The following is a 22083-nucleotide window of genomic DNA, read 5'->3' as shown; positions in this document are numbered from 1 at the left end:
CGGGCCCGCTGCGCCGAATGCGCGCGGGGCAAGCTGAGCTTTCCTATCCTACCCACAGCCGTGCTTTTCCTGACGTCCCGTGCGCCTCGCTCTGCAAGCACTCCGCAAGCTCTCGGCAAGCATCGCTCCCCATTAGCGCCTCTGTTGTAGCGCAGTGGTTGGCAAACGGATACCATAGGCATGATGGGTGCGCTGCGCTCCGCCCGCGGACATCGCGCGCATTTACCGCTGCGCCACCGTTTGTCCCGCGCCACCCGAGGGGAGAATCCCGTGTCCGACCGATCGACCAAACCTGCGGCGCCGCGCACGCATCTCGGCGGCCTCACGACGCTCGAGCGCAACTGGGTGCTCTACGACGTCGCCAACTCGGCGTTCGTGCTGCTGTCCACAGCCGTCGTGCCCATCTATCTCAACGGCCTGCTCGAGGCGGCCGGCCACTCGAACGTCGTGACGTCGTTTGGCTACGCGCAGACGATCGCCTCGCTCGTCGTGGCCATCCTCATGCCGATCCTGGGCTCGCTTGCGGACTTCCAGGGCAAGAAGATCAAGTTCTTCCTCGGCTTCTTCCTGACGGGCCTCGTGTGCTGTGCCGGCATGGCCATGCCGCTGGGTTGGCTCGCCTTCCTCTTTGTGTACGTGCTGGCGACGATCGGTCTCAACTCGTCCATGACGTTCTATGACGCCATGCTCGTCGACGTCACGACTGACGAGCGCATGGACAAGGTGTCTTCGTCGGGCTATGCCTGGGGCTATGTGGGCTCGACGATTCCGTTCCTCGTGTGCCTCGCCGTCATATTCGGCGGCCCGGCTATCGGCATCCCCACGGCGCTGGCGACGCGCATTTCGTTCATCATCACGGCGGCGTGGTGGCTGGCGTTCACGATCCCGCTGGTCAAGAGCTACAAGCAGGTGCACTTCAAGGTGAAGGGCGAGGGGGAACGCACGGGTGCCGGCGCAGCCGTCGCGGCGACGTTCAGGGGCCTGGCTGCGACGATGCGCAAGATCGCGCGCGACAAGACGCTGCTCTACTTCATGGTGGCGTTCTTCTTCTATATCGATGGCGTGCACACGGTCATCGCGATGAGCACGTCGTACGGCACGCAACTCGGCATCGACAGCACACAGCTCGTTCTGGCGCTGCTCGTGACGCAGTTCGTGGCGTTCCCCAGCGCCATTGCCTATGGCAGGCTTGCGGGGCGCTTTGGCACGTGGCGCATGATCGTCATCGCCGTCGTGGCCTACCTGTGCATCGTGTTCTTTGCGGCGTTCTTCCTCAAGACGGCAGCGGAATTCTGGGTGCTGGCCATCGCCGTCGGCCTGTTCCAAGGCGGTATTCAGGCGCTGTCGCGCAGCTACTTCGGCAAGCTCATCCCCAAGGAGAACGCCAATGAGTTCTACGGCTTCTTCGACGTGTTCGGCCGGTATGCCAGCGTGATGGGCACGCTGCTCGTCTCGGTGTTCACGCAGATCACCGGCAACGCAAGCATTGGCGTGCTCTCCATCGCCATCATACTAGGCATCGGACTTGTCTTCCTGCTGCGCATGCCGCGCCCCGCCGCCGGCAAGCCCGGCGCGCGCTAGGCCTTTTGCAGGGCGGCCGGGCTCCGAGAGCTGCCGCGGCGTTACTGGGCGCGGGGAACGGGGCCGTTGGCGTCGGGGCGCAGGCGCGACTCAGCGGCGATGACCTGGCGCATGAGCGGCTTGTCGAACGAGATGACCTCGTCGCCGTTGATGACGTTGCGCGCAACCATGAGGCAGTCGGTGTAGTCGAGCTTCGACGTGCCGAACAGGCGCGACGCCAGGCGGACGACGTCCTCCTCCTCGACGGTGATGTCCTCGAGCAGGCTCGTTATGGCGGCGCTGATGACGGAGCGCGGCACCTGGTACACGTCGCGCAGCGTCACGATCGTCCGGGCGAGGATCTCGGGGAACGTGAACGCGTCTCCCTGGGCTACGATGTCGCGCGCCTTTTTGGAGAGGTGACGGTCGTCGTCGAGCAGGTAGCGCAGCAGCAGCGTCTCATCAACGATTGTCATTGCCATACCTCTTTGCTTCCTTGGCGGACAGCGACCGCACCCACGCGTCGCGCTCCTGGCCGCGCAGGCCCGGGTTCATGTAGAGACGCAGCGCGCCGTACGCCTTGCAGGAGCTGCGCTTCATGGTTGATCGGGGGCGAAACGGCATCTGGTTCTCGACGATGCTCTGAGCCACGAACATGCGCACTGCCTCTGACAGCGAGATACCCATGCTCTTATAGAGGTCTTCCGCCTGCTTTTTCAGGTCCGCGTCAATGCGCACCTGCAGTATCGCGTCCTTTGCCATGCACGTCCGTCCGATCCATCGTTCCAGTGCTGGGCGGCCCTATCGGCCTTTTTCGCCGCTCGAATTTAACACGTGCGCGCGATGCGATGACGGAAGCATTGTCTGCTCCATCTGCCTTTCACTGCCGTATGCCTGCAGCCACGGGGGCCCTGCTCGTCTCGGCAGCCCTAATCCTCCGCGTCCTCGCCGTTGACGCATGCGAGGAACGCTGCTCCGTAGCGAGCGGCCTTGGCCGCGCCGACGCCGGACACCTCGAGCATCTCGTCGTCGGTTGTCGGCCGCTTGCGCGCCATGTCGGCGAGCGTCGCGTTGGAGAACACCAGGTATGCGGGGATGCCGGCCTCGCCGGCAATCCGTCCGCGTAGCGCGCGCAGGCGCTCGAACAGCTCGAGATCGGCCTCGTCCAGGTCGGCGACGCTTGCTTTGCCGCCGTGCGCCCGGTCAGCTCCGCCCGCGCCGTACGTCCCCGAAGCACTGCCGCTGGCCTTGGCCTCCACTCTGGGGAGACGCTTGGGCACGTTGATAGCGAACGCCCGCTTTTCTCGCAGGAACGCCAGGGTCTCGGGCGTTGCGCTCACGACGGGGTACTGTCCCCCGCTCACGGCGAGCAGCCCGGCGTCTACAAGGGCGTCGAGCACGTAGCGGATGCGCTTCGTCGCGACGTCGGCCATGATGCCGTAGGTCGAGAGCTCGTCGAAGTGCTGGTTGAGCACGGCCTGCTCCTTCGAGCCGCGCAGGATGTTTGCGATCATGGCCTTGCCCATGGACCGGCCGCGCTGGCGGAGGCGCAGCACGCACGAGATGATTTTCTGGGCTTCGACGGTGACGTCCTGCGCCTCGAAGTTCGTCGAGCAGTTCGAACAGTGCTCGCAGCGAAATGGCGCGTCGTTCTCGCCGAAGTATCGCAGGATCGTCGAGCGCAGGCAGTCCGTCGTCGTGCAGTACAGCGTCATCTTGCGCAGACGCTCCTCGTCGGCGGCGCGCGTGCGCTGGGCCAGCTCGGGATCAGCGCCGCTCGCGACGTTGTCCTCATAGGACTTTTCGATGAGGAACTGTCGCGTCTGCACGTCTCCCTTGTTGTAGATGAGCAGGCAGTCTGCCGGCGAGCCGTCGCGCCCGGCGCGCCCGGCCTCCTGGTAGTAGCTCTCGAGGTCGCCGGGCATGTTGTAGTGGATGACGAAGCTGACGTTGCTCTTGTCGATACCCATGCCAAACGCGTTTGTCGCCACCATGACGGGGGCACGGTCGAACACGAAGTCCTCCTGGTTTGCGGCGCGCTCCTCAGCCGAAAGCCCGGCGTGGTAGCGCGTCGCGGGCACGCCCTTGTCGCGCAGCAGCTCGCAGACCTCCTCGACGTTCTTGCGTGTCGAGCAGTACACGATGCCGCTCTGGTTGGCATGGGCGCGTACGAGGCGTAGCAGGCAGGCTTTTTTGTCGCGCGGCTCGGGGCGCTCGACGCCGAAGTACAGGTTGGGCCGGTCGAAGCCGGACACCATGACGAAGGGGTCGCGCAGCTCGAGTCCGACGGCGATGTCGGCGCGCACGGCTGCAGTGGCCGTGGCCGTCAGCGCGCACACCTGCGGTCGCTGTGCGCCATCGGCGACGAGGCGCTCGACGAAGCGGGCGATGCCCAGGTAGCTCGGGCGGAAGTCCTGGCCCCACTGCGAGACGCAGTGCGCCTCGTCGACGGCGAGCAGCGGGATGCGCAGGTGCGTGGCGAGCTCGAGAAAGCCGGGGTCCTCCAGGCGCTCGGGCGCCACGTACAGCAGGGACAGATGCCCGGAGCGGGCGCGCGCGAACGTCTCGGAGCGCTGCTCGGCCGAAAGGGCGCTCGTGATGCACGCGGCGGCGACGCCGGCCTGCTCCAGGGCCTGCACCTGGTCGTTCATCAGCGAGATGAGCGGGGAGATGACGACGGTCGTGCCGCCGAGCACCAGGGCCGGCACCTGGTAGACGAGCGACTTGCCCGCGCCGGTGGGCATGACGCCGAGCACGTCTCCGCCGGCGAGCACGCGCTGCACGAGCGTGCCCTGCGCCGGGCGGAAGTCCGCGTACCCGAAGCGCTCGCCCAGCACGCGCCGGGCGCGGTCGAGCAGCGTCGGGTCGCAGATCGTATCGGTGGCGTCGGGCATCGGCGGCTCCTTCGAGTGACATCGAGTCTGACGCTAAGGGTACCCCGGGGCCATGACCGAAATGAGGACGAGCGGCGCGCTCCGCCGGCTGCCAGTGCCTCGAAGGCCGCTCTTTCAGGGGTCTCTCAGGTGCCTCGCACACCTTCTTCATGCCGCACAGGGAAGCGTTTGCTACACTAGCGTTCAGCCATGTCTCTCGACCAGATGTGCCTCGGTGCGTTAGGCGGGGTCATGGCCAGCAGGTGCCAACGCACTACAGTCAATCCCCGTGCCTGCGCTCTTGATTGGAGTCCCTCAGTGCCGCAACACTTCCAGGGCAACGCGCCCCAGGGGCAGCAGATGGCCGGTGCGACGGGCCAGCAGCGCCCGGTGCAGCGCCAGCGCGCCGCCGCCATGGGCAACGTGCCGCCAACCGTCGCCATGCGCCACCTCTCGGTCGTCTATCCCGCCCAGCCCGACAAGCCCGCGCTCGACGACGTGTCCGTCGACATCATGCCGGGCGACTTCTGCTTCCTCGTCGGACACTCCGGCTCGGGCAAGTCTACGTTCATCAAGACGATCATCCGCTCTATTAAGCCTACGAGCGGCAACATCTACGTCGCTGGCCAGGACCTCTCTCGCCTGCGCGACCGCAAGGTGCCGTTCCTGCGCCGTCAGATCGGCTGCGTCTTCCAGGACTACAAGCTGCTGCCCAAGCGCACGGCCTATGAGAACGTGGCCTTCGCGCTCGAGTGCATCGGCAAGTCCAAGAACGTCATCAAGGTCCAGGTGCCCGAGGTGCTGCGCCTCGTCGGCCTCGAGGAGAAGATGGACAAGCTGCCCGACCAGCTTTCCGGCGGCGAGCAGCAGCGCGTCTCTGTGGCGCGCGCCATGGTGAACCGCCCGCCGCTGCTCGTGTGCGACGAGCCTACGGGCAACCTCGACCCGGCCATTTCTCTGGGCATCATGAAGCTTCTCGAGCGCATTAACCGCACGGGCACGACCGTGCTCGTGGCGACGCACGACCGCGAGATGGTCGACTCGATGCGCCGTCGCGTCATCGCTCTGGAGAGCGGCCATATCGTCCGTGACGAGCAGAACGGAGGGTATGGCTACTATGGTGCCCTTTAAGCTTGGCTATTCCGTCAAGGAGGCGGGCAGCCACTTTGCCCGCAACTGGTCCACGAGCCTCGGCGCTGTCGTGACCATCTTCCTGTCGCTGTTCATCATCGGCCTGTTTACGATTGGCAGCCTCATGGTGAACAACATGGTGGGCGACGTCGAGGCGCGCATCACCATCCAGGCCTTCCTGGCTGACGAGGCCGACCAGACCGTTGTCACGCAGCTCCAGGACAGCATGAAGACCTGGGAGGGCGTCGCCGACGTCACGTACAAGACGAAGGAAGAAGCGCTCGAGGACTACCGCAGCACGATGGTGGCCGCCAACGCCGAGGACGCCGTCGCGGCGCTCGACGGGCGCAACCCCATCCCTGCCTCGCTCGTCGTCAAGCTGACCGACGCCGATCAGGCCGAGCAGGTCGCCCAGCGCATCATGTCCGACCCGACGTTCCTGACGGTGTGCGACTCGCCCGACACGCCCTCGGCCTCCGTGCTCTACGGCGCCGAGACGGTCGATCGCCTGCTCACGGTCACGAACATCATCCGCATCGTCATGCTCGCCCTCGTCGTGCTGCTCATCTTCGTGGCGTTCGTGTTCATCAACAACACGATTCGCCTGTCCATCATGGCGCGCCAGGCCGAGATCGGCATCATGCGTCTCGTGGGCGCGTCGAACAGCTTCATTCGCGGGCCGTTCCTCATGGAGGGTGTGCTGCAGGCCCTCATCGGCTACCTGCTCGCCCTGGTCGCGCTCGTGTGCATCAAGGTGTTCCTCATCCCGACGTTCACGAGCAGCCTGTCGTTCCTGAACCTGTCGGTGCCCGAGCTCGCGTACTACGGCGTCTACGCCATCCTGCTCGTGCTCGGCCTGCTCATCGGTCTGCTCGGATCCACGCTCGCTATGCGCCGCTACCTCAGGGTCTAACGGGGCGCTTTCGTGGGCAGGGACTCCGGCTTGCACGGAATCCATGGACGGCTCGACGACCTTCTCGGTCGATCCGCTTCGGCGGGTCGCTCCGGGGAGGGCGGCGAGCCGTCCTCGCGTTCCGGGCGAGATGACAGTGCAAGCGAACAGCAGAATGGCGCAGGCACCACGAGCGAGTTGCCCGTGGTTGGCGGGGGTGCCGACACTACGGGCGAGCTGCCGATCGTGGGCGACGTGCGCTCTGCCGAGGAACCGATTCCGGGCGACGCGGGCGCGACGGGCGTGCTGCCGACGGCCGGCGACCGGGGTGCGGACGTCGAAGACACGGACGCGTTCATGCCCGTGAGAGCCGGCGAAGAAGACGCCGCCGCTGACGATGACGCTCCCGTCCCAGGTGTGCTTGTGTTCCGTCCGAGCCGCCACGGCTCTGCCTCTCCCGACGAAACGGCGGGCGCTGGCGAGTTGGTAGATGTTCCGCCTGCGGGGCGCGCCGAGAAGACCGATGCGTTTCCCCCGGTCGGAGAGGGCTTCTCTGCAGAGGCTACGGGGTCGCTTTCCCGACGCGCTGCTGGCAATGCGGTTGCGCGTGCCTGTCGTAATCTCTTTTCGAGAGGCGCCAAGGCGGAGGGGCCTGCCGATCGTGGCGGAAAAGCGGCGCGCTCTTCCGGGGGAGCCCGGTTCGTGCCGCCGTCCGACCATGCCGGCCTGCGCCGCGCCCTGTGGGGCATCGGGCTGGCGCTCGGAGCTGTCGTGCTTGTCGGCGGGGGTTTCGCGTTGGGGACGCGCTTTGGCGACCAGGTCGTTGACGCGGTGTTTCCCAGCGTTGCGGCCAACCGTCCGCTGCCCGAGGCGCAGACTGTCGAGCTGACGGACGGCTACGACGGCTCGCTATCGCGCCGTGTCTCTGCCGCGGCCGCTGACGTCGTGGCGTACGCGCTAGATGCCCCCTCGCTCGACGAGGTGACGGCGGGCGCGATCACGGGCGTGCTGACGTCGGCAGGAGATATGGACGCCGCGTACCTTACGCAGGAAGAATACGAGCGCTACCAGCGCCTGGCGGCCGGCGTGAGCGTCGGCGTCGGCGCGAGCTTCATCGACGGGCGGGACGGTGCCGTCGTGGCGCTGGTGGGCGAGGGCTCGCCGGCGGACGAGGCGGGGCTCACGCCCGGGGACACTATCGTCGCGGTGAACGGCGAGCGCCGCTCGTGGAGCTCGGCCGAGCTGACGGACGCTCTGGCAGGGGAGGTGGGCGCACAGGTCGAGCTGACCTGGATCGGGCCGGACTCCCAGGCGGCGCAGGAGCCTGCCGGCGCCGACGAGGGCGCTGAGGAGACGACGGCGACGATGTCGCTCGTCGATGACGGGGCCCCGATTGTGGCGTCGCGCCTGGACGGCACGACGGGCATCCTCACGCTGCTGCGCTTTGCGCCGGGAGCGGCGGATCGTCTTGCGTCTGCCATCGACGACCTCGTGCAAGGGGGCGCCACGTCGTTCGTGCTCGACCTGCGCGACAACCCCGGCGGGGAGCTGTCCGAGTTCATCCACGTTGCCTCGCTGTTCATGGAGGGGGGCACGATTGCCACGGCCGCGACGCGCGACGGGGTGGAGCGCCTCGAGGTCACGCCGGGCCTCTACGTGACGGACGCCCCGCTCGTCGTGCTCGTCTCCAACAACACGGCAAGCGCGGCTGAGCTGCTTGCCGGCGCCTTACAGGATCATCAGCGCGCGCTCATCGCCGGTGAGCTGACGCATGGCAAGGGAAGCTCTCAGACGCTGCGCACGTTGTCGTTTGGCGGGGCGCTGTCGTATACGACGGCGACGTACGAGACGCCGGACGGCAACGCCATCCAGCACGAGGGGATCGCGCCCGACCTGCTCGTCGCGCCGGCGAGCCGCACGGAGGAGCGTCTCGCCGCAAGTGCCCAGGGGCAGGCTGACCCACAGCTCACGGCTGCCGTCGGGGCGGCGCTCAGCTGGCAGCAGGGCGGCTCTGTCGCTATCGAAGGGCTGTCGAACGCGCCCGGCCCCCAGCAGGAGGCGTTCGAGCAGGCGCGCACGGCGCTGGAGAGCGCCCGCGAGGAGGCCATCGCAGCTCGCGTCGCAAGCATTTCCGGAAGCGGGGCTGCGCAGGCGGACGCCGACTCGGACGCGACGGCGGAGGGCTCGGTTGCGACCGATGCGACGGCGGCTGCCGCGGAGAATACGCCTGCTGCTGATCCCGCTGCGGTAGACGCCCCCAATGCGGGCGCCGCCGAGGCAAACGCCCCCGATGCGGTCCCAGCCGATCCGGATGAGGGCGTCGCCCTCGACGCCCAAGTTGCCCCCGCCTCGGAAGCCGGCGCCCCCACCCGCACGCTCGCTCTTGACGGGACCCGCTCGTGAGCGCAGCTCGCGCCCGTCGCGGCGGCAGGTCACACCGCCCCTCGACGCGTCCCAAGTCCCGCGCCTTCCTCGGCGGCGTCCTTCGCGTGAACGCGCGCGGCGCTGGCCAGGTCGACACGGCCGAGGGCACGTTCGCCATCCCGTCCCACCGCATCGCCGAGGCCATGGCTGGCGACACGGTGCAGATCCGCCACCTGGGCGCGCGGGAGGGTTCCACGCGTTCGGCATCGGGCCTGCCGCTCGGTGCCGTCGTCGCTGTCATAGAGCGCGCAACGACGACGTTTGCGGGCGTCTACCAGGAAGACGGCCCCCTGCGTGTTCTTGTGCCGCTCGACGATCGCCTCATGCACGACTTCGTGCTCGACGCGGGCGACCGCACGCCCGGCGAGCTCGGCGTCGAGCCTGGGGACGTCGTCACGGCTCGCATCGTGGCTTATCCCACGCGCCGCGAGGCCGGCGTTGCTACGGTCGAGCGCCGCATCGGACAGGCCGACGGCGAGGACGTGCCCGTGGAGTCCGTCATCGCCTCGCATGGGCTGGCCACGGAGTTCTCGTCGGCTGTCCTGGAGGCCGCCGACGCCCTGACGCTCGACGTCGCCGCCGAGCTTGCCGCCGACGGACGCCGCCGTGACATCCGCGATCGCTTCCTCGTGACGGTTGATCCCGCCGACGCGCGCGACTTCGACGATGCCGTCTCCCTCGACGAGCTGCCGGGCGGCGGGTGGCTGCTCGGCGTCCACATTGCCGACGTCTCGCACTACGTGGGCTGGGGCTCGCCCATCGACCTCGCCGCCCGAGAGCGCGCCACGAGCGTCTACCTCGTCGACCGCATGCTGCCGATGCTGCCCGAGCGCCTGAGCACCGACCTGTGCTCGCTGCGTCCCGGCGAAGACCGCCTTGCCATGACGGTCGACCTCGCGCTCGACGCCCGGGGCCGCGTCACGGGCAGCGACATCTACCCCTCGGCCATTCGATCGCGCACCCGCCTGTCCTACGACGAGGTCGACGCCCTGCTCGAGGGCCACGTGCCCGGCGGCCTCAGCGTGGAGGGTCGCGACCTGCTGAGTTTCTTCGCAGGGCTCGACCGCGTGAGCCGCCTGCGCCAGCAGCTGCGCCGGGAGCGGGGAGCCATCGAGTTCGTGACGACGGAGTCCAAGGTCGCACTCGACGACGAGCACCGGCCCGTCGGCGTGCGCGTGCGCCGCAGGACGGCAGCCACGCAGCTTGTCGAGGAGGCCATGCTCGCCGCCAACGAGGCAGTCGCCCGGTACCTTGACGCCGCGAGCGCCCCAGCGGCGTTTCGCGTGCACGAGCCGCCGGCCGCCGACGCGCTTGCCGGCCTTATTGCCCCGCTCGACCAGCTTGGCAGTCTTCCCTCTGAGCGCCGCCTCGGTGTCATGCAGGGCGATCCCTACGCGCTGCAGGCCGTGCTCGACGGCGTGGCGGGCGAGCCTGAAGAGCTCGTCGTGAGCGGCCTCATGCTGCGCGCCATGCGCAAGGCGTCCTACGAGCCACGCAACGAGGGGCACTTCGGCTTGGGCGCGCCAGCGTACTGCCACTTCACGAGCCCCATCCGCCGCTACCCGGACCTCGTCGTGCACCGCAGCCTCAAAGCCCAGCTCAGCGGCAAGATGCGCGGCATGTGGCGCCGCGAGCTCATCGACGCCATGCCCACGGTCTGCCGCCACTCCTCGCGGATGGAACGCGTGGCTGCCGAGGCGGCCGCCGAGAGCCAGGCCTGCAAGATGGCCGAGTATCTGGGCGGCTTCATCGGGCAGGACTTCGCGGGCGTCGTCGTGAGCGTGGCGCCCTACGGCGCGTTCGTGCGGCTCGACGACACGGGTGCCGAGGGCTTACTGCACGTGCGCGAGCTGGCCGAGCATGGCGGTTGGCACGACTTCGACGACGCGACGCGCACGCTCGTGAGCGCCGACACGGGTGATGTCTGGCAGGTGGGGAGGCGCGTTGACGTCGTCGTGGCCGACACCGATCCCATGCACGGGCGCATCGATTTTGCGCTGCCCGACGACCGAGCCCTCTAGCGGCGCTTCGTTGGGGTACAAATACCTGATCTGAAACGTTTGCTTGCGGTGCGCCTGGGATAGGTCCCGGGGCGCCTTTCGAGGAGAGGCACCATGACGCTATTCACGACCGAGCAGCTCGAGCGCGCCGAGAGCTACCTCGCCGATGCCAAGTACGACTACATCCTGCCGGCCTTCGAGGGCCTTGTCGCCGACATGGAGACGTACATCGACGAGAACTGCCCCACGACGGATGCGGTGCAGTGGTTCTCGTTCGACACGCCGTTCGAGCTGCTGACGTACCGTCGCGTCGAGAACGATCCGCGCGAACTCAAGGCAGTTGAGCGCCCGTTTGCCCGCGCCTATGCTGACCTGGCGTTTTGCCAGATCAGCCTCGGCAACTACGAGGATGCCGCCGAGAACCTCAAGAAGGCCGTGCGCTGGAACCCGATGAACTGCTCCTACCGCCTCAACCTCGCCGGCGTGATGCAGCGCCTCGGCGACTACGAGGAGCACCTGCGCATGACGTTCTCCGTGTTTGCGCGCGCCTCGCACTCCACCCACCTCGTGCGCGCCTACGCCAACTTCACGGACTACTTCATGAACTGCGAGCAGTACGAGACGGCAGCGGCGTGCGCCAAGGCCGGCCTGCGCCTGAGCGCGCACGACAAGCACCTGCTCGAGAAGGCGGCGACGCTGCGCGACGAGCATCAGTGCGATCCTCTTGCCCAGGCGGACGAGCTGACGGAGAGCCTGCTCGACGAGCAGGGCATCCCCGAGGGCGCCAACGTCGAGGTCGTGCTGAGCGCCCTGCTGCTTGCGGACATCTCCGGTGCGCGCCACGACATGCAGACGTGTGCCGACATGGCGCAGATCGCCGTTGACCTCGTGGGCCAGGAGCGCGCCACGGCGCTGGCGCACATGGTGAGCGACGCCGCGCAGGAGACATACCCCGAGGAAGGGACCGACGAGCGCGTGAGCTCGGACTTCGACGATCCCAACGCCGCCGCCACGCTCGACGCTGCCGCTGCTGCCGCAAAGGCGGCGCAGGGTGGCGGGGCTACGGCTGCCGAGAAGACGGACGCCTAGCATGGCCGCTCCAAAGACGTATGTGACGGAGGCGGGCCAGCGTGCGTCGGCCGCCGGCAAGGCCGGGGCGGCGCGGGGCAAGGGCGGCGAGCCGTCCATCAAGGTCATCGCCAAGAACCGCACCGCGAGCCATGACTTTTTCATCGACGAGACGTTCGAGGCGGGCCTCGTGCTCACAGGTACGGAGGTGCGCAGCCTGCGCGAGCGCAACTGCCAGATCACGGATGCGTTCGTGCTTATCCGCAACGGCGAGGCGTGGCTGCATGGCGTGCACATCCTGCCGTTCTCGCATGGCACGATCTTCAACGCCAACCCCGACCGCAAGCGCAAGCTGCTGCTGCACAAGCGCCAGATCGAGTATCTCAACTCCAAAGTGACGCAGCAGGGTGCGGCCGTCATCGCGCTTCAGATGTACTTTGACGAGCACAACCGCGTCAAGCTCGAGATTGGGCTCGCGCGCGGCAAGAAGACGTTCGACAAGCGCGCTGACATGGCCAAGCGGGATGCCGACCGCGAGATCCGTCGCGCGCTCAAGGAGCGCAGCCGCGGGTAGAGCGTGTGGAGCGCCCTTGTGTCCGGCTGTGATGGGGGCGTGGCGGGTATACTTAGCAAATAAGAACGATTCCTAATTTCGCGGAGAGGCCGCGAGGGGGATAGAGGAGAGGAGCTCGACATGGCTGACGAGACGAAGACCGAGGGCGCCGAGGAGACGAAGCATCACTTCCGTTGCAACCTGTGCGGCTACGTGTACGAGACGACCGACGAGGAGCTGCCGGCCGACTTCAAGTGCCCGCTGTGTGGCGCCGGCGCGAACATGTTCACGAAGGTCGACTAGGACTCTGCTGCAGGACGGCCGCGCAGGCGCGCGAGCCCGGCGCTCGGTCAGTCCTCGTACCGCAACGTTGGAGGGGCAGGAGTTGCGTTTCCTGAAGATGGGAACGCGCCCCTGCCCCTCCTTGTTGCACTGCGGAATCTCGCGGCGGGCTCGTGCGCCCGCGCGGCCTGCGTCACGCCCTAGGGGTCGGCTGGCTGGGGGAAGGGCTGAGGGCGAGCGGGCGAGTCGGAGGCTCGCGCGGTTTGCATGCGGATGGCGGGAGGATGGCCAGTTTTGTGGGGCGTGTATGGGTCGCGTGCAGACGCTGTCGACGCCACTCCGAGAAGGCGCAGGTCAGACCGGTGCTGCCTGATGAGGACGCCGTGCGCTCTCGCTTCCCGGTCGCGTACACAGTTCACGAGCTGGGTTCTTGGCCAGTTTTAGGGCCGCAGCACGCAAAACGGTCGTTACACGCCGCTCGCTGCGCGTGGAAGACAGACAACTGGCCAGTTCCGGGGGGCGTGTATAGGTCGTGTGCGAACGCTGGCGATGTTCTCCCGGGAAACTGCAGGTCAGCGCGATGCCGCCCGGTAGGGCATAGCTCGTCCCGGGCTCGTCGGCCGCGTATGCAATTCACGAGCGGGATTCCCGGCCACTTTTGGGGCGTCAGCGTGCGAGACGGCCGCCACACGCTCTCCTGCTACACACAGATGGCAGGAGGCTGGCCAGTTCCGGGGGGCGTGTATGGGCCGCACGGGGATAGCGGCGACGCTGCCTGGAGAAACTGCAGGTCAAGGCCAGTGCGCGCCTGGCAGCTCATTGCGCATTCTACCTCCCCGGTTGTGCGCGCGGTTCACGAGCCGGGTTCTTGGCCGGTTTTGGTCCGCCAGCACGCAAGACGGCCGCCGCACGCTTGCCTACTGCGCGCGGCGGCCGAGGTTTCGGGCCATAGAGGTAGCTAACCCGCGGGCGATTACAGACTCAGGAACGCGGCGAGCTCGGCGAGGCGCGCGGACGTTGCCTGCCTGCCCTGCTGGTAGAGGTCGAGCAGCTTGGCGCCATCGTGCTCCATGTTGCCGACCTGCACGGGACGCTCGGGCGCGATGACGAATATCTTCCCGGCAGCTTCGAGCTCCCAGATGCGCTCGCGCTGGGCGTTGTAGCGCTCGTGGCGGTTGAGCAGCGCCTCGAGGTAGTACGGGTAGTCGCCGTACAGCCGACGTGCGGCACTCTCCAGCGACATCGGTCCCTTCTTGTAGGGGCGCTCCTGCGTCAGCACGACGACAGCGCGCTCGACGTCCGGCTTCTGCAGCGCACGCTCCGCCGGCACGGAGTCGCACGTACCGCCATCGAGGTAACGGTGCCCATCGATGTCTACGATCTGCGACACGAGGGGCAGCGAGGCGGAAGCGCGCAGGTAGTCGGTCTGCTCGGGCAGGGAGTCGATGCGCACATAGGCGGGCTGGCCGAACACGACGTCGCTCAGCGTGGCCCACATCGCGGTGGGGGAGTTGTTGAACGTCTCATAGTCGAACGGGTCGAGCTCGTTCTGGACGGTCTCGTAGAGAAACGTCGTGCTCATGATGTTGCCGGTCGTGGCGAGCTGATAGGGGCTCATGTAGCGCCGGTCGTCGCGATAGGCGAGGTTGATGCGGGCCGAGCGACCCACCTGGCGCGAGACGTACGACGAGCCGATGAGCGCGCCGGCCGACACGCCCCATACGCTGGCGAAGCCGTAGATGTTGCGCTCCATGAGCACGTCGAGCGCGCCCGAGGTGAACAGGCCGCGGAAGCCTCCGCCCTCAAGGACGAGTGCCGTATGCTGGATCATGCAGGTCCCCCTTCAAGGTGGTACGCGCCGTGCTGTCGCCATTCGTAGTCTGTTTCCTAAGATACCCCACGAGTGCGGCGAAGATGCGCACGCTCTGTATGTCCGGCAACACAAGGCGCACCTCGGACATGTGGCAGGCTTGACAGAGGCGAGGTGTGCGACCTATAGTCAAATATCCGACCAAAGCTTCTATGCCGTAGTCGGATGCACTTTGAAAGGGTGGAACGCAGCGCCCATGCTTATGGGGGCGACTGGTTTCGACATGGTTGTCCTGAGAGGGGAAGCAGGCCGTGGTCTCCTCGCCACGTTAAACAGGGGTCCTTGTCAAAATAAATGACAAGCCTCAGTACGCCCTCGCTGCTTAATTAGCTAGCGACGTCAACCCGGAGTCCGTCCTCAGCTCCGGTGCGACGCCATTTTTGAGGACTGCTCGCGCGGACGTAGTCGGTATGCCGCGCGCTAAGACCGAACTGACTGGAGCGCCGATCGCCTGACGTCGTGCTTGACGCGCTCGAGACCTGAACGATGTCTGAGCCTGGAGATGCCCCTCAGGGGATGGCTATGGACCGGAGTTCGATTCTCCGCGCCTCCACCATCGCACAACTTATGCGAACTCGTCACCGCGCACCGTGCTTTCTGGCGGCAACGATGGCGGGCTCGCTGCGTTTGAAAGCTCTCCTCATGTGAGGGACCGCTCGGAATCTCGTCAACGCAAAGCAAACGAGCCCGCCACCGAGTGCCACTTTCTTATGGCAGCGATGGCGGGCTCGTTGCACGCGATGCCAGGATGGCGGGCTGGCGCCTACTCTTAAACGTCGTCGGTGTAGTCGAAGGCGTAAAAGAGCTGCTTCCAGCTGTGCTCGAGCGAGGTGAGGTTTTCGGGCGTTCCGGTGGGCCGGGCCTCCCATGCGTCGCCGTTCTTGGTGACGAGGCATTTGACGCTCATCCATGACCATCCGTACGTGTCGTCTTGCGCGACGGCCACGAGTTCGTCTTGGACGAGCTGGGCTAGGCCGGCCCGCAGCGCCTCCTGCGACGTCTCGCCCTGGGCTGTGAGATCGGCGACAACGGCGTCGGCTTTCTCATCGAGTTCGTTGTACAGGCGATGTATGTCGTGCATCTGCACGGGGAAGCTGACCTCTGCCAGTGTGTCGCCGAGGACGGACACCTCGATGCCGTCGGGCTCGTAGAAACCGACGCCGTCGTAAAGGAAGTCCACGACCTCCATCGGGTCGACGCCCAGCTCTGTCAGCGTGCAGGGCTCGACGGCGCCCGTCTCTTCTATCTCGGGGAACTCGCCCTTGAAGTAACCGTCGATGGCCGCAGCGAGCTCCTGCTTGCGCGTGTCGTCCGGGCTGACGAAGTACGCGTCGAACGCCTGCTGGGCTGCCGCAAGCACGGCCTGCTCGTCCTGCTCGGACAGGGCGGCCGGGGCGTCGGAAGCCTGCGAGGCACCATCCGATTCCGCTGAGCTCTCGGACGCCGGGGCGGTAGCAGCTGTCTGCTCCGGGGCACTTGTCGCCTGCCCCGTATCGCCACTTGGCGAGCAGGCGCTCAGCGCCAGCACACATCCCAGGGCCCCGAGGGACAGGGCGCCGTTTCTCACCAGGCGCGTCAGGGGCGAGGCGCCTCCTGTGAGTCCAGGAGACTCGATCGGACGAGGGGTTGTTGCCATGGCAGGTGATGCCTTCCTTCGGGTTGTGGCGTGCCGTGAGTGCGGAACGCGCATGCGGGAACGGGAAAACTCGAGGCAAACGCAAGGGCGCGCGGTCGAGAAGACGAACCTCCTCGGCCGCGCGCCCCATTCTTGCACATTCAACACGCGAGTGTGGGCTGATATCTCGTGCTTACGCTGCGCCGGTCACCACCATGACGTTGCCGGCGACGATCCACGAGCCGTCGCTGTTGATGAGCGTCGCGCCGAGGGCCGTTGCGATAGCCTGGGCCTCGGCCTCATAAGCGGCGTCCTCGTAGACGACGTACGTCGTGCTGCCCGCCGACAGGCCTGCAGCCGCGCCGCCATCGCTGACGTTCGTGTAGCCAAGCGCCGTGATGGCTCCGATCGTGCCGGCGTTGCTGGCGCCGCTGACGTCGCGTACGTCCACCGAGATGCCGGCGTTGCCGACAACCTGCGGCGTCGTTGCGGGCGTGTCCGCTGCCGGGGCGTTTGCGTCCGTCGTCGCACCGGCTGGCGCGGCGGTGCTGCTACTCGTGCTGTCGACGTACGCGCTGCCCGTGGGGTCGCTCGTAGGGTTGTTGCTGTTGATGTCGTCGAGCGGGTCGATGTAGTCGGCATCGACCGCAGGACGCTGGCCAGCGTCGACGGCTGCCATGATCTCCTGCCACTGGGCGTCGCGGTTGATCTCGTATGACGTCCCATTGATGTACTGGTTGTCTGTCGGGTTCATCGTCGAGTAGATGTCGGTGCCCGTGTCCATGCCCCTCATCGTCAGCGCGAGGCCGGCGATCTGGTCGAGCTCGAGGTCGGTCGTCACGTAGTCGGCCAGCGAGTTGATGGCGGCGATCATTGTCGTGGGGCTTGACGAGAGCAGCTTGTTGGCGAGCGCGGCGAGGAACGAGCGCTGGTTGGCGGCGCGGTAGCGGTCGCCGTCGCCCAGGTCGTCGTAGGCGTGACGCGAGCGCGTGAACACGAGCGCGCCCTCGCCGTCGAGCACCTGCACGCCGGCGTCGAGGTGGCCCGGCAGGACGTCGTCGTTGATCTCGTAGGGCACGTTGACCTCGACACCGCCGACCGCGTCGGTGATGGCGGACAGTCCGTCGATGTCCACCGCCGCGAAGTGCGAGATGGGGACGCCGGCAAACTGTGAGACGACCTCGATGACCTTCGAGACGCCGCCCACTGCGTATGCGGCGTTGATCTTCATGTCCTGCCCGTCGATGTTTACGAGCGTGTCGCGGTGGATGGACACGAGCGTGACCTGCTTGTTACCCGGGTCGATGCGTGCGAGGATGATCGTGTCGGCGCGGAACAGCGAGTCACTGTCGCCGTAGCTTTCTGACTCGGGGCCCTCCGTGCGGTTGTAGCTCTTGTCGACGCCGAGCAGCAGCGTGTAGAACGGCGTCGTGTCCTCCCAGTTCGCCGGCAGCTGCGCGTCCTGCTCCGTCAGCGACGCGCTGGCGCGAGCCTTGGCGTCAGCCTGTTGGCTGGCGAGTACGGCGCGCGTGTCGTCGTTGATGCCGCGGTGCATGCGGCTACTGATGGAGCCGATGAAGCCGGCCGCGCCGGCCACGGTGCCGATGAGCGCGACGAGCACGACGGCGAGCACGGCAATGAGCACGATGCGCTTAACCTTCTTGCGCTTGCTCCGCCCCTGGTAGTCGCTCGCATAGCGCTCTCCGCTCGCCTCGCGCGAGTACAGCAGCGAGGGATCTGACGCGCTGTCGGTGTCGCTGTCTGCGGCGAAGTCGGCGCGACGCAGGGGACCGTTGCCAGGTGCGTTGGGGTCGGGGGTCGTGGACATGGGGAGGAGCTCCTTCGTGACTGTGTTTCTCGCTGCGTTTAAGGCGTGCCTTCCGTGTGGCGGCTCTGGTGGAAGGGGTCGTGCGGGCCGTTATCGGCGGGGAGGTGCCAGGTAAGGGGGTATGTCCTCGCCTGAGCAGAGCATCTGCGCCACGCGGGCGCACGTCTGTGACAGGCGCGAGCGCGGCTTGCGCGTGAGCTCGGCGAGCGGGAGATCGGAGGCGCTGACGGGCGCGAAGTGCGTGACGCCCAGGGCGAGTCCTGCGTCGAGCATGGCCTCGTCCATCGTGCCGACGACGGCGATGACGGGCACGCCGGCTGCCTTGCAGCGCTGCGCGACGCCCGAGACGACCTTGCCGTGCAGGCTCTGCGCATCGAAGCAGCCCTCGCCGGTGATGACGCAGTCGGCCTGCGCCACGAGCTCGTCGAAGTGCGCTAGCTCGAGGACGGTCTCGATACCGAGCGTCGGCGTGGCGCCGAAAAACGCCGCCATGCTCGCCCCCATGCCGCCGCCCGCGCCGGCGCAGGGCATGTGGAGCACGTCGATGCCCAGGTCGCGCTCGATGACGCGGCCGAGCGTTGCCAGGTTTGCGTCGAGCTCGTTGACGACGGTGGGTAGCGCACCCTTGCTCGGTCCGAACGTCGCGCTTGTGCCGAGCATGCCGCACAGGGGGTTCGACACGGCGCAGATGGCGCGGATGTCGACGCTGCCCAGCTCGCTTGCCATGTTTGAGGCGTCGATGGACTCGAGCTGGCCCAGCGTGGATCCCGTGGGCGTGAACGGCTCGACATAGCGGTCGAGGAAGCGCACGCCGCACGCCGCGGCCGCGCCGCAGCCACCGTCGTTCGTGCACGAACCTCCCAGGCCGAGCAGGATGCGTGTGCAGCCGCGCCGCGCCGCATCGAGCATGAGCTCGCCGACGCCGTATGTCGTCGTTTTTGCGGGGTTCGCGCCCTCTTTGGCGAGGTGGCGCCCGCACGCTGCCGCCATCTCGATGGCTGCCGTGCCGTTGGAGAGCACGGCGTACGTCGCGCTGACGGGCGTGCCGAGCGGTCCGGTCACGCTGACCTCGACCTGCTCGCCACCAAACACCGCGAGCAGCGCGTCCATCGTGCCGCTGCCTCCGTCGGACAGGGGGATGGCGCGCGTCTGGGCCCCGGGGTAGCCTGCCGAGACACCCTCGGCCATAATGCGGCACGTCTCAAGGGACGAGAGCGTCCCTCTGAAGGAGTCAGGAGCGATCAGAAAGCGCACGGGTGTCACCGCCCTTCGTTCTCGAGAGTCTGCAACCATCCAGTGTACGCCGCCGCTGTCGCGCCCGCCCTACGGGGCACAGGGAGGCGGGCGTTCGTCCCGCAAAACTCCGTAGACTTAAAGCGAAAGTTGAACGAGACGGCTTGGCGCGCACCCCTCGAGATGGCGAGGCGGCGCTAACCCTGTGGCCATGCGAAGCCGCGGGGACTCCGGGAGAGCTACTGCATTACAATGAGATGCATGTGACCATGTGAGCCGGGCGAATCATCGATTGCCGCACGGCTCCGATGCGGGATGGGAGGCGGGCATGGAGCATGCGTGGATGGCCCCCGGTGCCGGTGCGCCGATGGACATGCCTGGCACAACTGCCTCGTTTCCCGCGGCGGAGTCGGCCTCCGCGCGCCCGAGCGCCACTGCACCCATCGGTATATTCGACTCGGGCATGGGCGGGCTGACCGTGGCGCGCGCCATCTCGCGCGAGCTGCCGTTCGAGTCCATCCTCTACGTGGGCGATACGAAGCGCTGTCCCTATGGCGTACGCACGGGAGACGAGATCCGCGGCTTCGTGCGCCAGATCGGCGCGTGGTTCTCCCGCCGCAGCGTCAAGCTCATCGTCATCGCCTGCAATACGGCGACGGCCGCCGCCCTTCCGCTGGCCCAACGCACGTTCGACGTGCCGGTCATCGGCGTCATTGACCCCGGTGCTCGTGCCGCCATCCAGACGACGCAGACGCGGCGGGTCGGCGTTATCGCCACGCCGCTCACGATCGCCTCGGACGCCTACGCCCAGGCCATCCATCGCATCGACGTCGGCGTGAACGTGACGTCGTTGGCAACGCCGCGCTTTGTCCCGCTCGTCGAGGAGGAGCTTGCTACGGGCCGCCACCTGCACGAGGACTGGCGCCGCAACCGCGAGGTCTTCCTGACCGACGAGGTGCGCGCCGTCGTGCGCGAGGATCTGGCGCCGCTCGAGCACTCGGGCATCGACACGCTCGTGCTTGGCTGCACGCACTTCCCGCTGCTCACGCCTGTCATCCGCGAGGTCATGGGGCCCGACGTGTCCATTGTTTCCTCCGCGGAGGAGACGACGCGCAGCGTTGTTGAGACGCTTACGCGCCGCCGTCAGCTTGCGGCGCCCGGCTCGCTCGTGCGCCACCGCTTCGCCACGACGTCCGACGACATCACGACGTTCGCTGCGGCCGGCGGCTTCATATTCGGCCGTCCGCTCGCCTCGATCGAGCACATCGACATCGAGGAACTCGAGTACCTCGACGCCCAGACGCCGCGCGGGTAGGGGCTGTTTTCCGCCTCGCAGCCCGCGTGTAACGACACCAAAAGGAGAGATCGCCCATGCCCAGCACCCCTGCCGACGAGAGCATCCGCCTCAAGCGCAGCTACGAGCGCGCCGAGGACGAGATGCGCCCCGTCACGCTCACCCGCAACGTCATGCCCCATGCCCTGGGCAGCTGCGAGGTGACGTTCGGCGCCACGAAGGTGCTGTGCGCCGCTTCCATCGAGGAGGGTGTGCCCGGGTGGCGCAGTCGCGCGCACGCCGGCTGGATCACGGCCGAGTACGCGATGCTTCCGTGCTCGACGAACACGCGCTCTCGCCGCGAGGGAGACCGCCGCAAGGGCCGCTCCATGGAGATCGAGCGGCTCGTGGGCCGCGCGCTGCGCACGGTTGTCGACCTCAAGGCCATGGGCGAGTACACGGTGACGGTGGACTGCGACGTCATCAACGCCGACGGCGGCACGCGCACGGCGGCCGTGACCGGCGCGTGGGTCGCACTGCACGACGCGCTCATGGCGTGGGTCGACGCGAAGAAGATCGGCCGGCTGCCCATCATCGACCAGGTTGTGGCCGTGTCCGTGGGCATGGTGCACGGTCGCGTTGTGTGCGACCTCGACTACGCCGAGGACTCGCACGCCGAGGTGGACATGAACCTCGTCGTGACGGGCAAGGGCGAGTTCGTCGAGGTGCAGGGCACGGGCGAGCAGACGCCGTTCTCGCGTGCCAAGCTCAACGAGCTGCTCGACGCCTCCGAGAAGAGCATCGCGAACCTGCTGCGCCTCCAGGACGAGTGCGTGGGATGGAGTGACTAGCGATGGCCACAAACGCTGAGGAGCAGGCCGAGCGCACCGTCGTCGTGGCGTCGGGCAACAAGCACAAGATCATCGAGATCGAGGCCATCCTGGGGGCCGTCATGCCCGGGGCGCGCTTCGTGTCCATCAAGGAGCTCGGCGACTTCCCCGATCCCGAGGAAACGGGGGACACGTTCGAGGAGAACGCGTTCATCAAAGCCCAGGCTGCCTACGAGGCGACGGGCCTGCCCGCTGTCGCCGACGACTCCGGCCTCGTCGTGGACGCGCTCGACGGCGCTCCTGGCGTGTACTCGGCGCGCTATGCCGGCGTGCACGGTGACGACGCCGCCAACAATGCCAAGCTGCTGCGCGAGCTCGACGGCGTGCCGGCGGACGAGCGTACGGCGCGCTTCACGAGCTGCGTGGCGTTTGTGGGCGAGGGCGTGCACGCCTGCGGCGTCGGGTGCTGCGAGGGCATGGTGGGCTTCGAGGAGCGCGGTGACGGCGGCTTCGGCTACGATCCGCTGTTCCTGCCCAACGACACGCCCGGCAAGACGATGGCCGAGCTCACGGCCGACGAGAAGAACGCCATCTCGCACCGGTTCCACGCGCTGCAGGATCTCGCGGGCAAGCTGACGGCGTAAGGGCGGC

The 22083-nt window shown here is 67.3% G+C and carries 18 protein-coding genes and 1 other RNA gene; 12 read left to right on the top strand and 7 right to left on the bottom strand.

Annotated elements, in window-relative coordinates:
- Positions 1 to 183: 183 nt before the first annotated feature.
- A complete protein-coding gene (locus KHZ24_05425; protein ID MBS5450637.1) occupies positions 184 to 1581 on the top strand; it encodes an MFS transporter in 1398 nt (465 codons plus the stop codon).
- Positions 1582 to 1622: 41 nt separating this feature from the next.
- On the opposite strand, the gene KHZ24_05420 is transcribed toward KHZ24_05425, so the two are convergent.
- From KHZ24_05420 to recQ, 3 genes are all read right to left on the bottom strand, one after another.
- Entirely contained in the window at positions 1623 to 2036 is a 414-nt protein-coding gene (locus tag KHZ24_05420; GenBank protein MBS5450636.1) for a type II toxin-antitoxin system VapC family toxin, read from the bottom strand.
- Positions 2023 to 2322, bottom strand: a complete 300-nt coding sequence (locus KHZ24_05415) for a type II toxin-antitoxin system RelB/DinJ family antitoxin (protein MBS5450635.1) — start codon at positions 2320 to 2322, stop codon at positions 2023 to 2025. The genes KHZ24_05420 and KHZ24_05415 overlap by 14 nt, the downstream gene beginning before the upstream one ends.
- 167 nt (positions 2323 to 2489) lie before the next feature.
- Positions 2490 to 4454 (bottom strand): DNA helicase RecQ, encoded by a 1965-nt coding sequence (recQ, locus tag KHZ24_05410; GenBank protein ID MBS5450634.1) that lies wholly within the window; start codon positions 4452 to 4454, stop codon positions 2490 to 2492.
- A gap of 189 nt (positions 4455 to 4643) precedes the next feature.
- Here recQ and ftsE point away from each other — a divergent pair, with 189 nt between their 5' ends.
- The 7 genes from ftsE (at position 4644) to KHZ24_05375 (ending at position 12804) form a co-directional block, all read left to right on the top strand.
- Entirely contained in the window at positions 4644 to 5564 is a 921-nt protein-coding gene (ftsE, locus tag KHZ24_05405) for a cell division ATP-binding protein FtsE (GenBank protein MBS5450633.1), read from the top strand.
- Positions 5551 to 6477 carry a permease-like cell division protein FtsX gene (gene ftsX / locus KHZ24_05400; GenBank protein MBS5450632.1) on the top strand — a complete coding sequence of 309 codons (927 nt, stop codon included), beginning with the start codon at positions 5551 to 5553 and terminating at the stop codon, positions 6475 to 6477. Before ftsE ends, ftsX begins: the two co-directional genes overlap by 14 nt.
- 183 nt (positions 6478 to 6660) lie before the next feature.
- The gene (locus tag KHZ24_05395) at positions 6661 to 8859 is read left to right on the top strand and encodes a PDZ domain-containing protein (protein MBS5450631.1); all 2199 of its coding nucleotides are present in this window, start codon (positions 6661 to 6663) and stop codon (positions 8857 to 8859) included.
- On the top strand, positions 8856 to 10901 hold the full coding sequence (locus tag KHZ24_05390; GenBank protein MBS5450630.1) for a VacB/RNase II family 3'-5' exoribonuclease: 2046 nt from the start codon (positions 8856 to 8858) through the stop codon (positions 10899 to 10901). The genes KHZ24_05395 and KHZ24_05390 overlap by 4 nt, the downstream gene beginning before the upstream one ends.
- A 93-nt stretch (positions 10902 to 10994) precedes the next feature.
- Positions 10995 to 11969, top strand: coding sequence for a hypothetical protein (locus tag KHZ24_05385; protein MBS5450629.1), 975 nt, complete (start codon positions 10995 to 10997; stop codon positions 11967 to 11969).
- Position 11970: 1 nt separating this feature from the next.
- Positions 11971 to 12522, top strand: a complete 552-nt coding sequence (gene smpB / locus KHZ24_05380; GenBank protein MBS5450628.1) for an SsrA-binding protein SmpB — start codon at positions 11971 to 11973, stop codon at positions 12520 to 12522.
- Positions 12523 to 12642: 120 nt separating this feature from the next.
- Positions 12643 to 12804, top strand: coding sequence for a rubredoxin (locus KHZ24_05375; protein MBS5450627.1), 162 nt, complete (start codon positions 12643 to 12645; stop codon positions 12802 to 12804).
- A gap of 952 nt (positions 12805 to 13756) precedes the next feature.
- Here the strand turns inward: KHZ24_05375 and KHZ24_05370 are convergent.
- Positions 13757 to 14614: a patatin family protein gene (locus KHZ24_05370; protein MBS5450626.1), complete on the bottom strand. Its 858-nt coding sequence runs from the start codon at positions 14612 to 14614 to the stop codon at positions 13757 to 13759.
- A 243-nt stretch (positions 14615 to 14857) separates the two neighbouring features.
- Between KHZ24_05370 and ssrA the strand changes: the two genes are divergently transcribed.
- Positions 14858 to 15209: a transfer-messenger RNA gene (gene ssrA, locus KHZ24_05365) on the top strand.
- 213 nt (positions 15210 to 15422) lie between these two features.
- On the opposite strand, the gene KHZ24_05360 is transcribed toward ssrA, so the two are convergent.
- The 3 genes from KHZ24_05360 to KHZ24_05350 form a co-directional block, all read right to left on the bottom strand.
- Positions 15423 to 16289, bottom strand: coding sequence for a hypothetical protein (locus tag KHZ24_05360; protein ID MBS5450625.1), 867 nt, complete (start codon positions 16287 to 16289; stop codon positions 15423 to 15425).
- A gap of 172 nt (positions 16290 to 16461) precedes the next feature.
- Complete coding sequence (locus KHZ24_05355) at positions 16462 to 18096, bottom strand: LCP family protein (GenBank protein MBS5450624.1); 1635 nt, start codon at positions 18094 to 18096, stop codon at positions 16462 to 16464.
- 90 nt (positions 18097 to 18186) lie between these two features.
- Entirely contained in the window at positions 18187 to 19350 is a 1164-nt protein-coding gene (locus KHZ24_05350; protein MBS5450623.1) for a glycerate kinase, read from the bottom strand.
- Between the two features lie 352 nt (positions 19351 to 19702).
- On the opposite strand from KHZ24_05350, the gene KHZ24_05345 reads away from it, so the two are divergent.
- The 3 genes from KHZ24_05345 to rdgB are packed head-to-tail and all read left to right on the top strand — an operon-like array spanning position 19703 to position 22076.
- Positions 19703 to 20644, top strand: a complete 942-nt coding sequence (locus tag KHZ24_05345; protein ID MBS5450622.1) for a glutamate racemase — start codon at positions 19703 to 19705, stop codon at positions 20642 to 20644.
- A gap of 56 nt (positions 20645 to 20700) precedes the next feature.
- On the top strand, positions 20701 to 21453 hold the full coding sequence (rph, locus tag KHZ24_05340) for a ribonuclease PH (GenBank protein ID MBS5450621.1): 753 nt from the start codon (positions 20701 to 20703) through the stop codon (positions 21451 to 21453).
- A 2-nt stretch (positions 21454 to 21455) separates the two neighbouring features.
- Positions 21456 to 22076, top strand: a complete 621-nt coding sequence (gene rdgB / locus KHZ24_05335) for an RdgB/HAM1 family non-canonical purine NTP pyrophosphatase (GenBank protein ID MBS5450620.1) — start codon at positions 21456 to 21458, stop codon at positions 22074 to 22076.
- The last annotated feature ends 7 nt before the right edge of the window (positions 22077 to 22083 follow it).

The organism is Coriobacteriia bacterium (genome assembly GCA_018368455.1).
Lineage (GTDB): Bacteria > Actinomycetota > Coriobacteriia > Coriobacteriales > UMGS124 > JAGZEG01.
The sequence above is the reverse complement of the archived record's forward strand: the minus strand, read 5'-3'. Positions and strand labels throughout refer to the sequence as shown.

Excerpts from the sequence above, each read along its gene's own strand:
- KHZ24_05375 (MBS5450627.1), top strand. The coding sequence starts at position 12,643 with ATGGCTGACGAGACGAAGACCGAGGGCGCCGAGGAGACGAAGCATCAC.
- recQ (MBS5450634.1), bottom strand. The coding sequence starts at position 4,454 with ATGCCCGACGCCACCGATACGATCTGCGACCCGACGCTGCTCGACCGC.
- KHZ24_05360 (MBS5450625.1), bottom strand. The coding sequence starts at position 16,289 with ATGGCAACAACCCCTCGTCCGATCGAGTCTCCTGGACTCACAGGAGGC.
- ftsE (MBS5450633.1), top strand. The coding sequence starts at position 4,644 with ATGTCTCTCGACCAGATGTGCCTCGGTGCGTTAGGCGGGGTCATGGCC.
- KHZ24_05415 (MBS5450635.1), bottom strand. The coding sequence starts at position 2,322 with ATGGCAAAGGACGCGATACTGCAGGTGCGCATTGACGCGGACCTGAAA.
- rdgB (MBS5450620.1), top strand. The coding sequence starts at position 21,456 with ATGGCCACAAACGCTGAGGAGCAGGCCGAGCGCACCGTCGTCGTGGCG.
- KHZ24_05370 (MBS5450626.1), bottom strand. The coding sequence starts at position 14,614 with ATGATCCAGCATACGGCACTCGTCCTTGAGGGCGGAGGCTTCCGCGGC.
- ftsX (MBS5450632.1), top strand. The coding sequence starts at position 5,551 with ATGGTGCCCTTTAAGCTTGGCTATTCCGTCAAGGAGGCGGGCAGCCAC.
- KHZ24_05345 (MBS5450622.1), top strand. The coding sequence starts at position 19,703 with ATGCCTGGCACAACTGCCTCGTTTCCCGCGGCGGAGTCGGCCTCCGCG.
- KHZ24_05385 (MBS5450629.1), top strand. The coding sequence starts at position 10,995 with ATGACGCTATTCACGACCGAGCAGCTCGAGCGCGCCGAGAGCTACCTC.
- rph (MBS5450621.1), top strand. The coding sequence starts at position 20,701 with ATGCCCAGCACCCCTGCCGACGAGAGCATCCGCCTCAAGCGCAGCTAC.
- smpB (MBS5450628.1), top strand. The coding sequence starts at position 11,971 with ATGGCCGCTCCAAAGACGTATGTGACGGAGGCGGGCCAGCGTGCGTCG.
- KHZ24_05420 (MBS5450636.1), bottom strand. The coding sequence starts at position 2,036 with ATGACAATCGTTGATGAGACGCTGCTGCTGCGCTACCTGCTCGACGAC.
- KHZ24_05425 (MBS5450637.1), top strand. The coding sequence starts at position 184 with ATGGGTGCGCTGCGCTCCGCCCGCGGACATCGCGCGCATTTACCGCTG.
- KHZ24_05355 (MBS5450624.1), bottom strand. The coding sequence starts at position 18,096 with ATGTCCACGACCCCCGACCCCAACGCACCTGGCAACGGTCCCCTGCGT.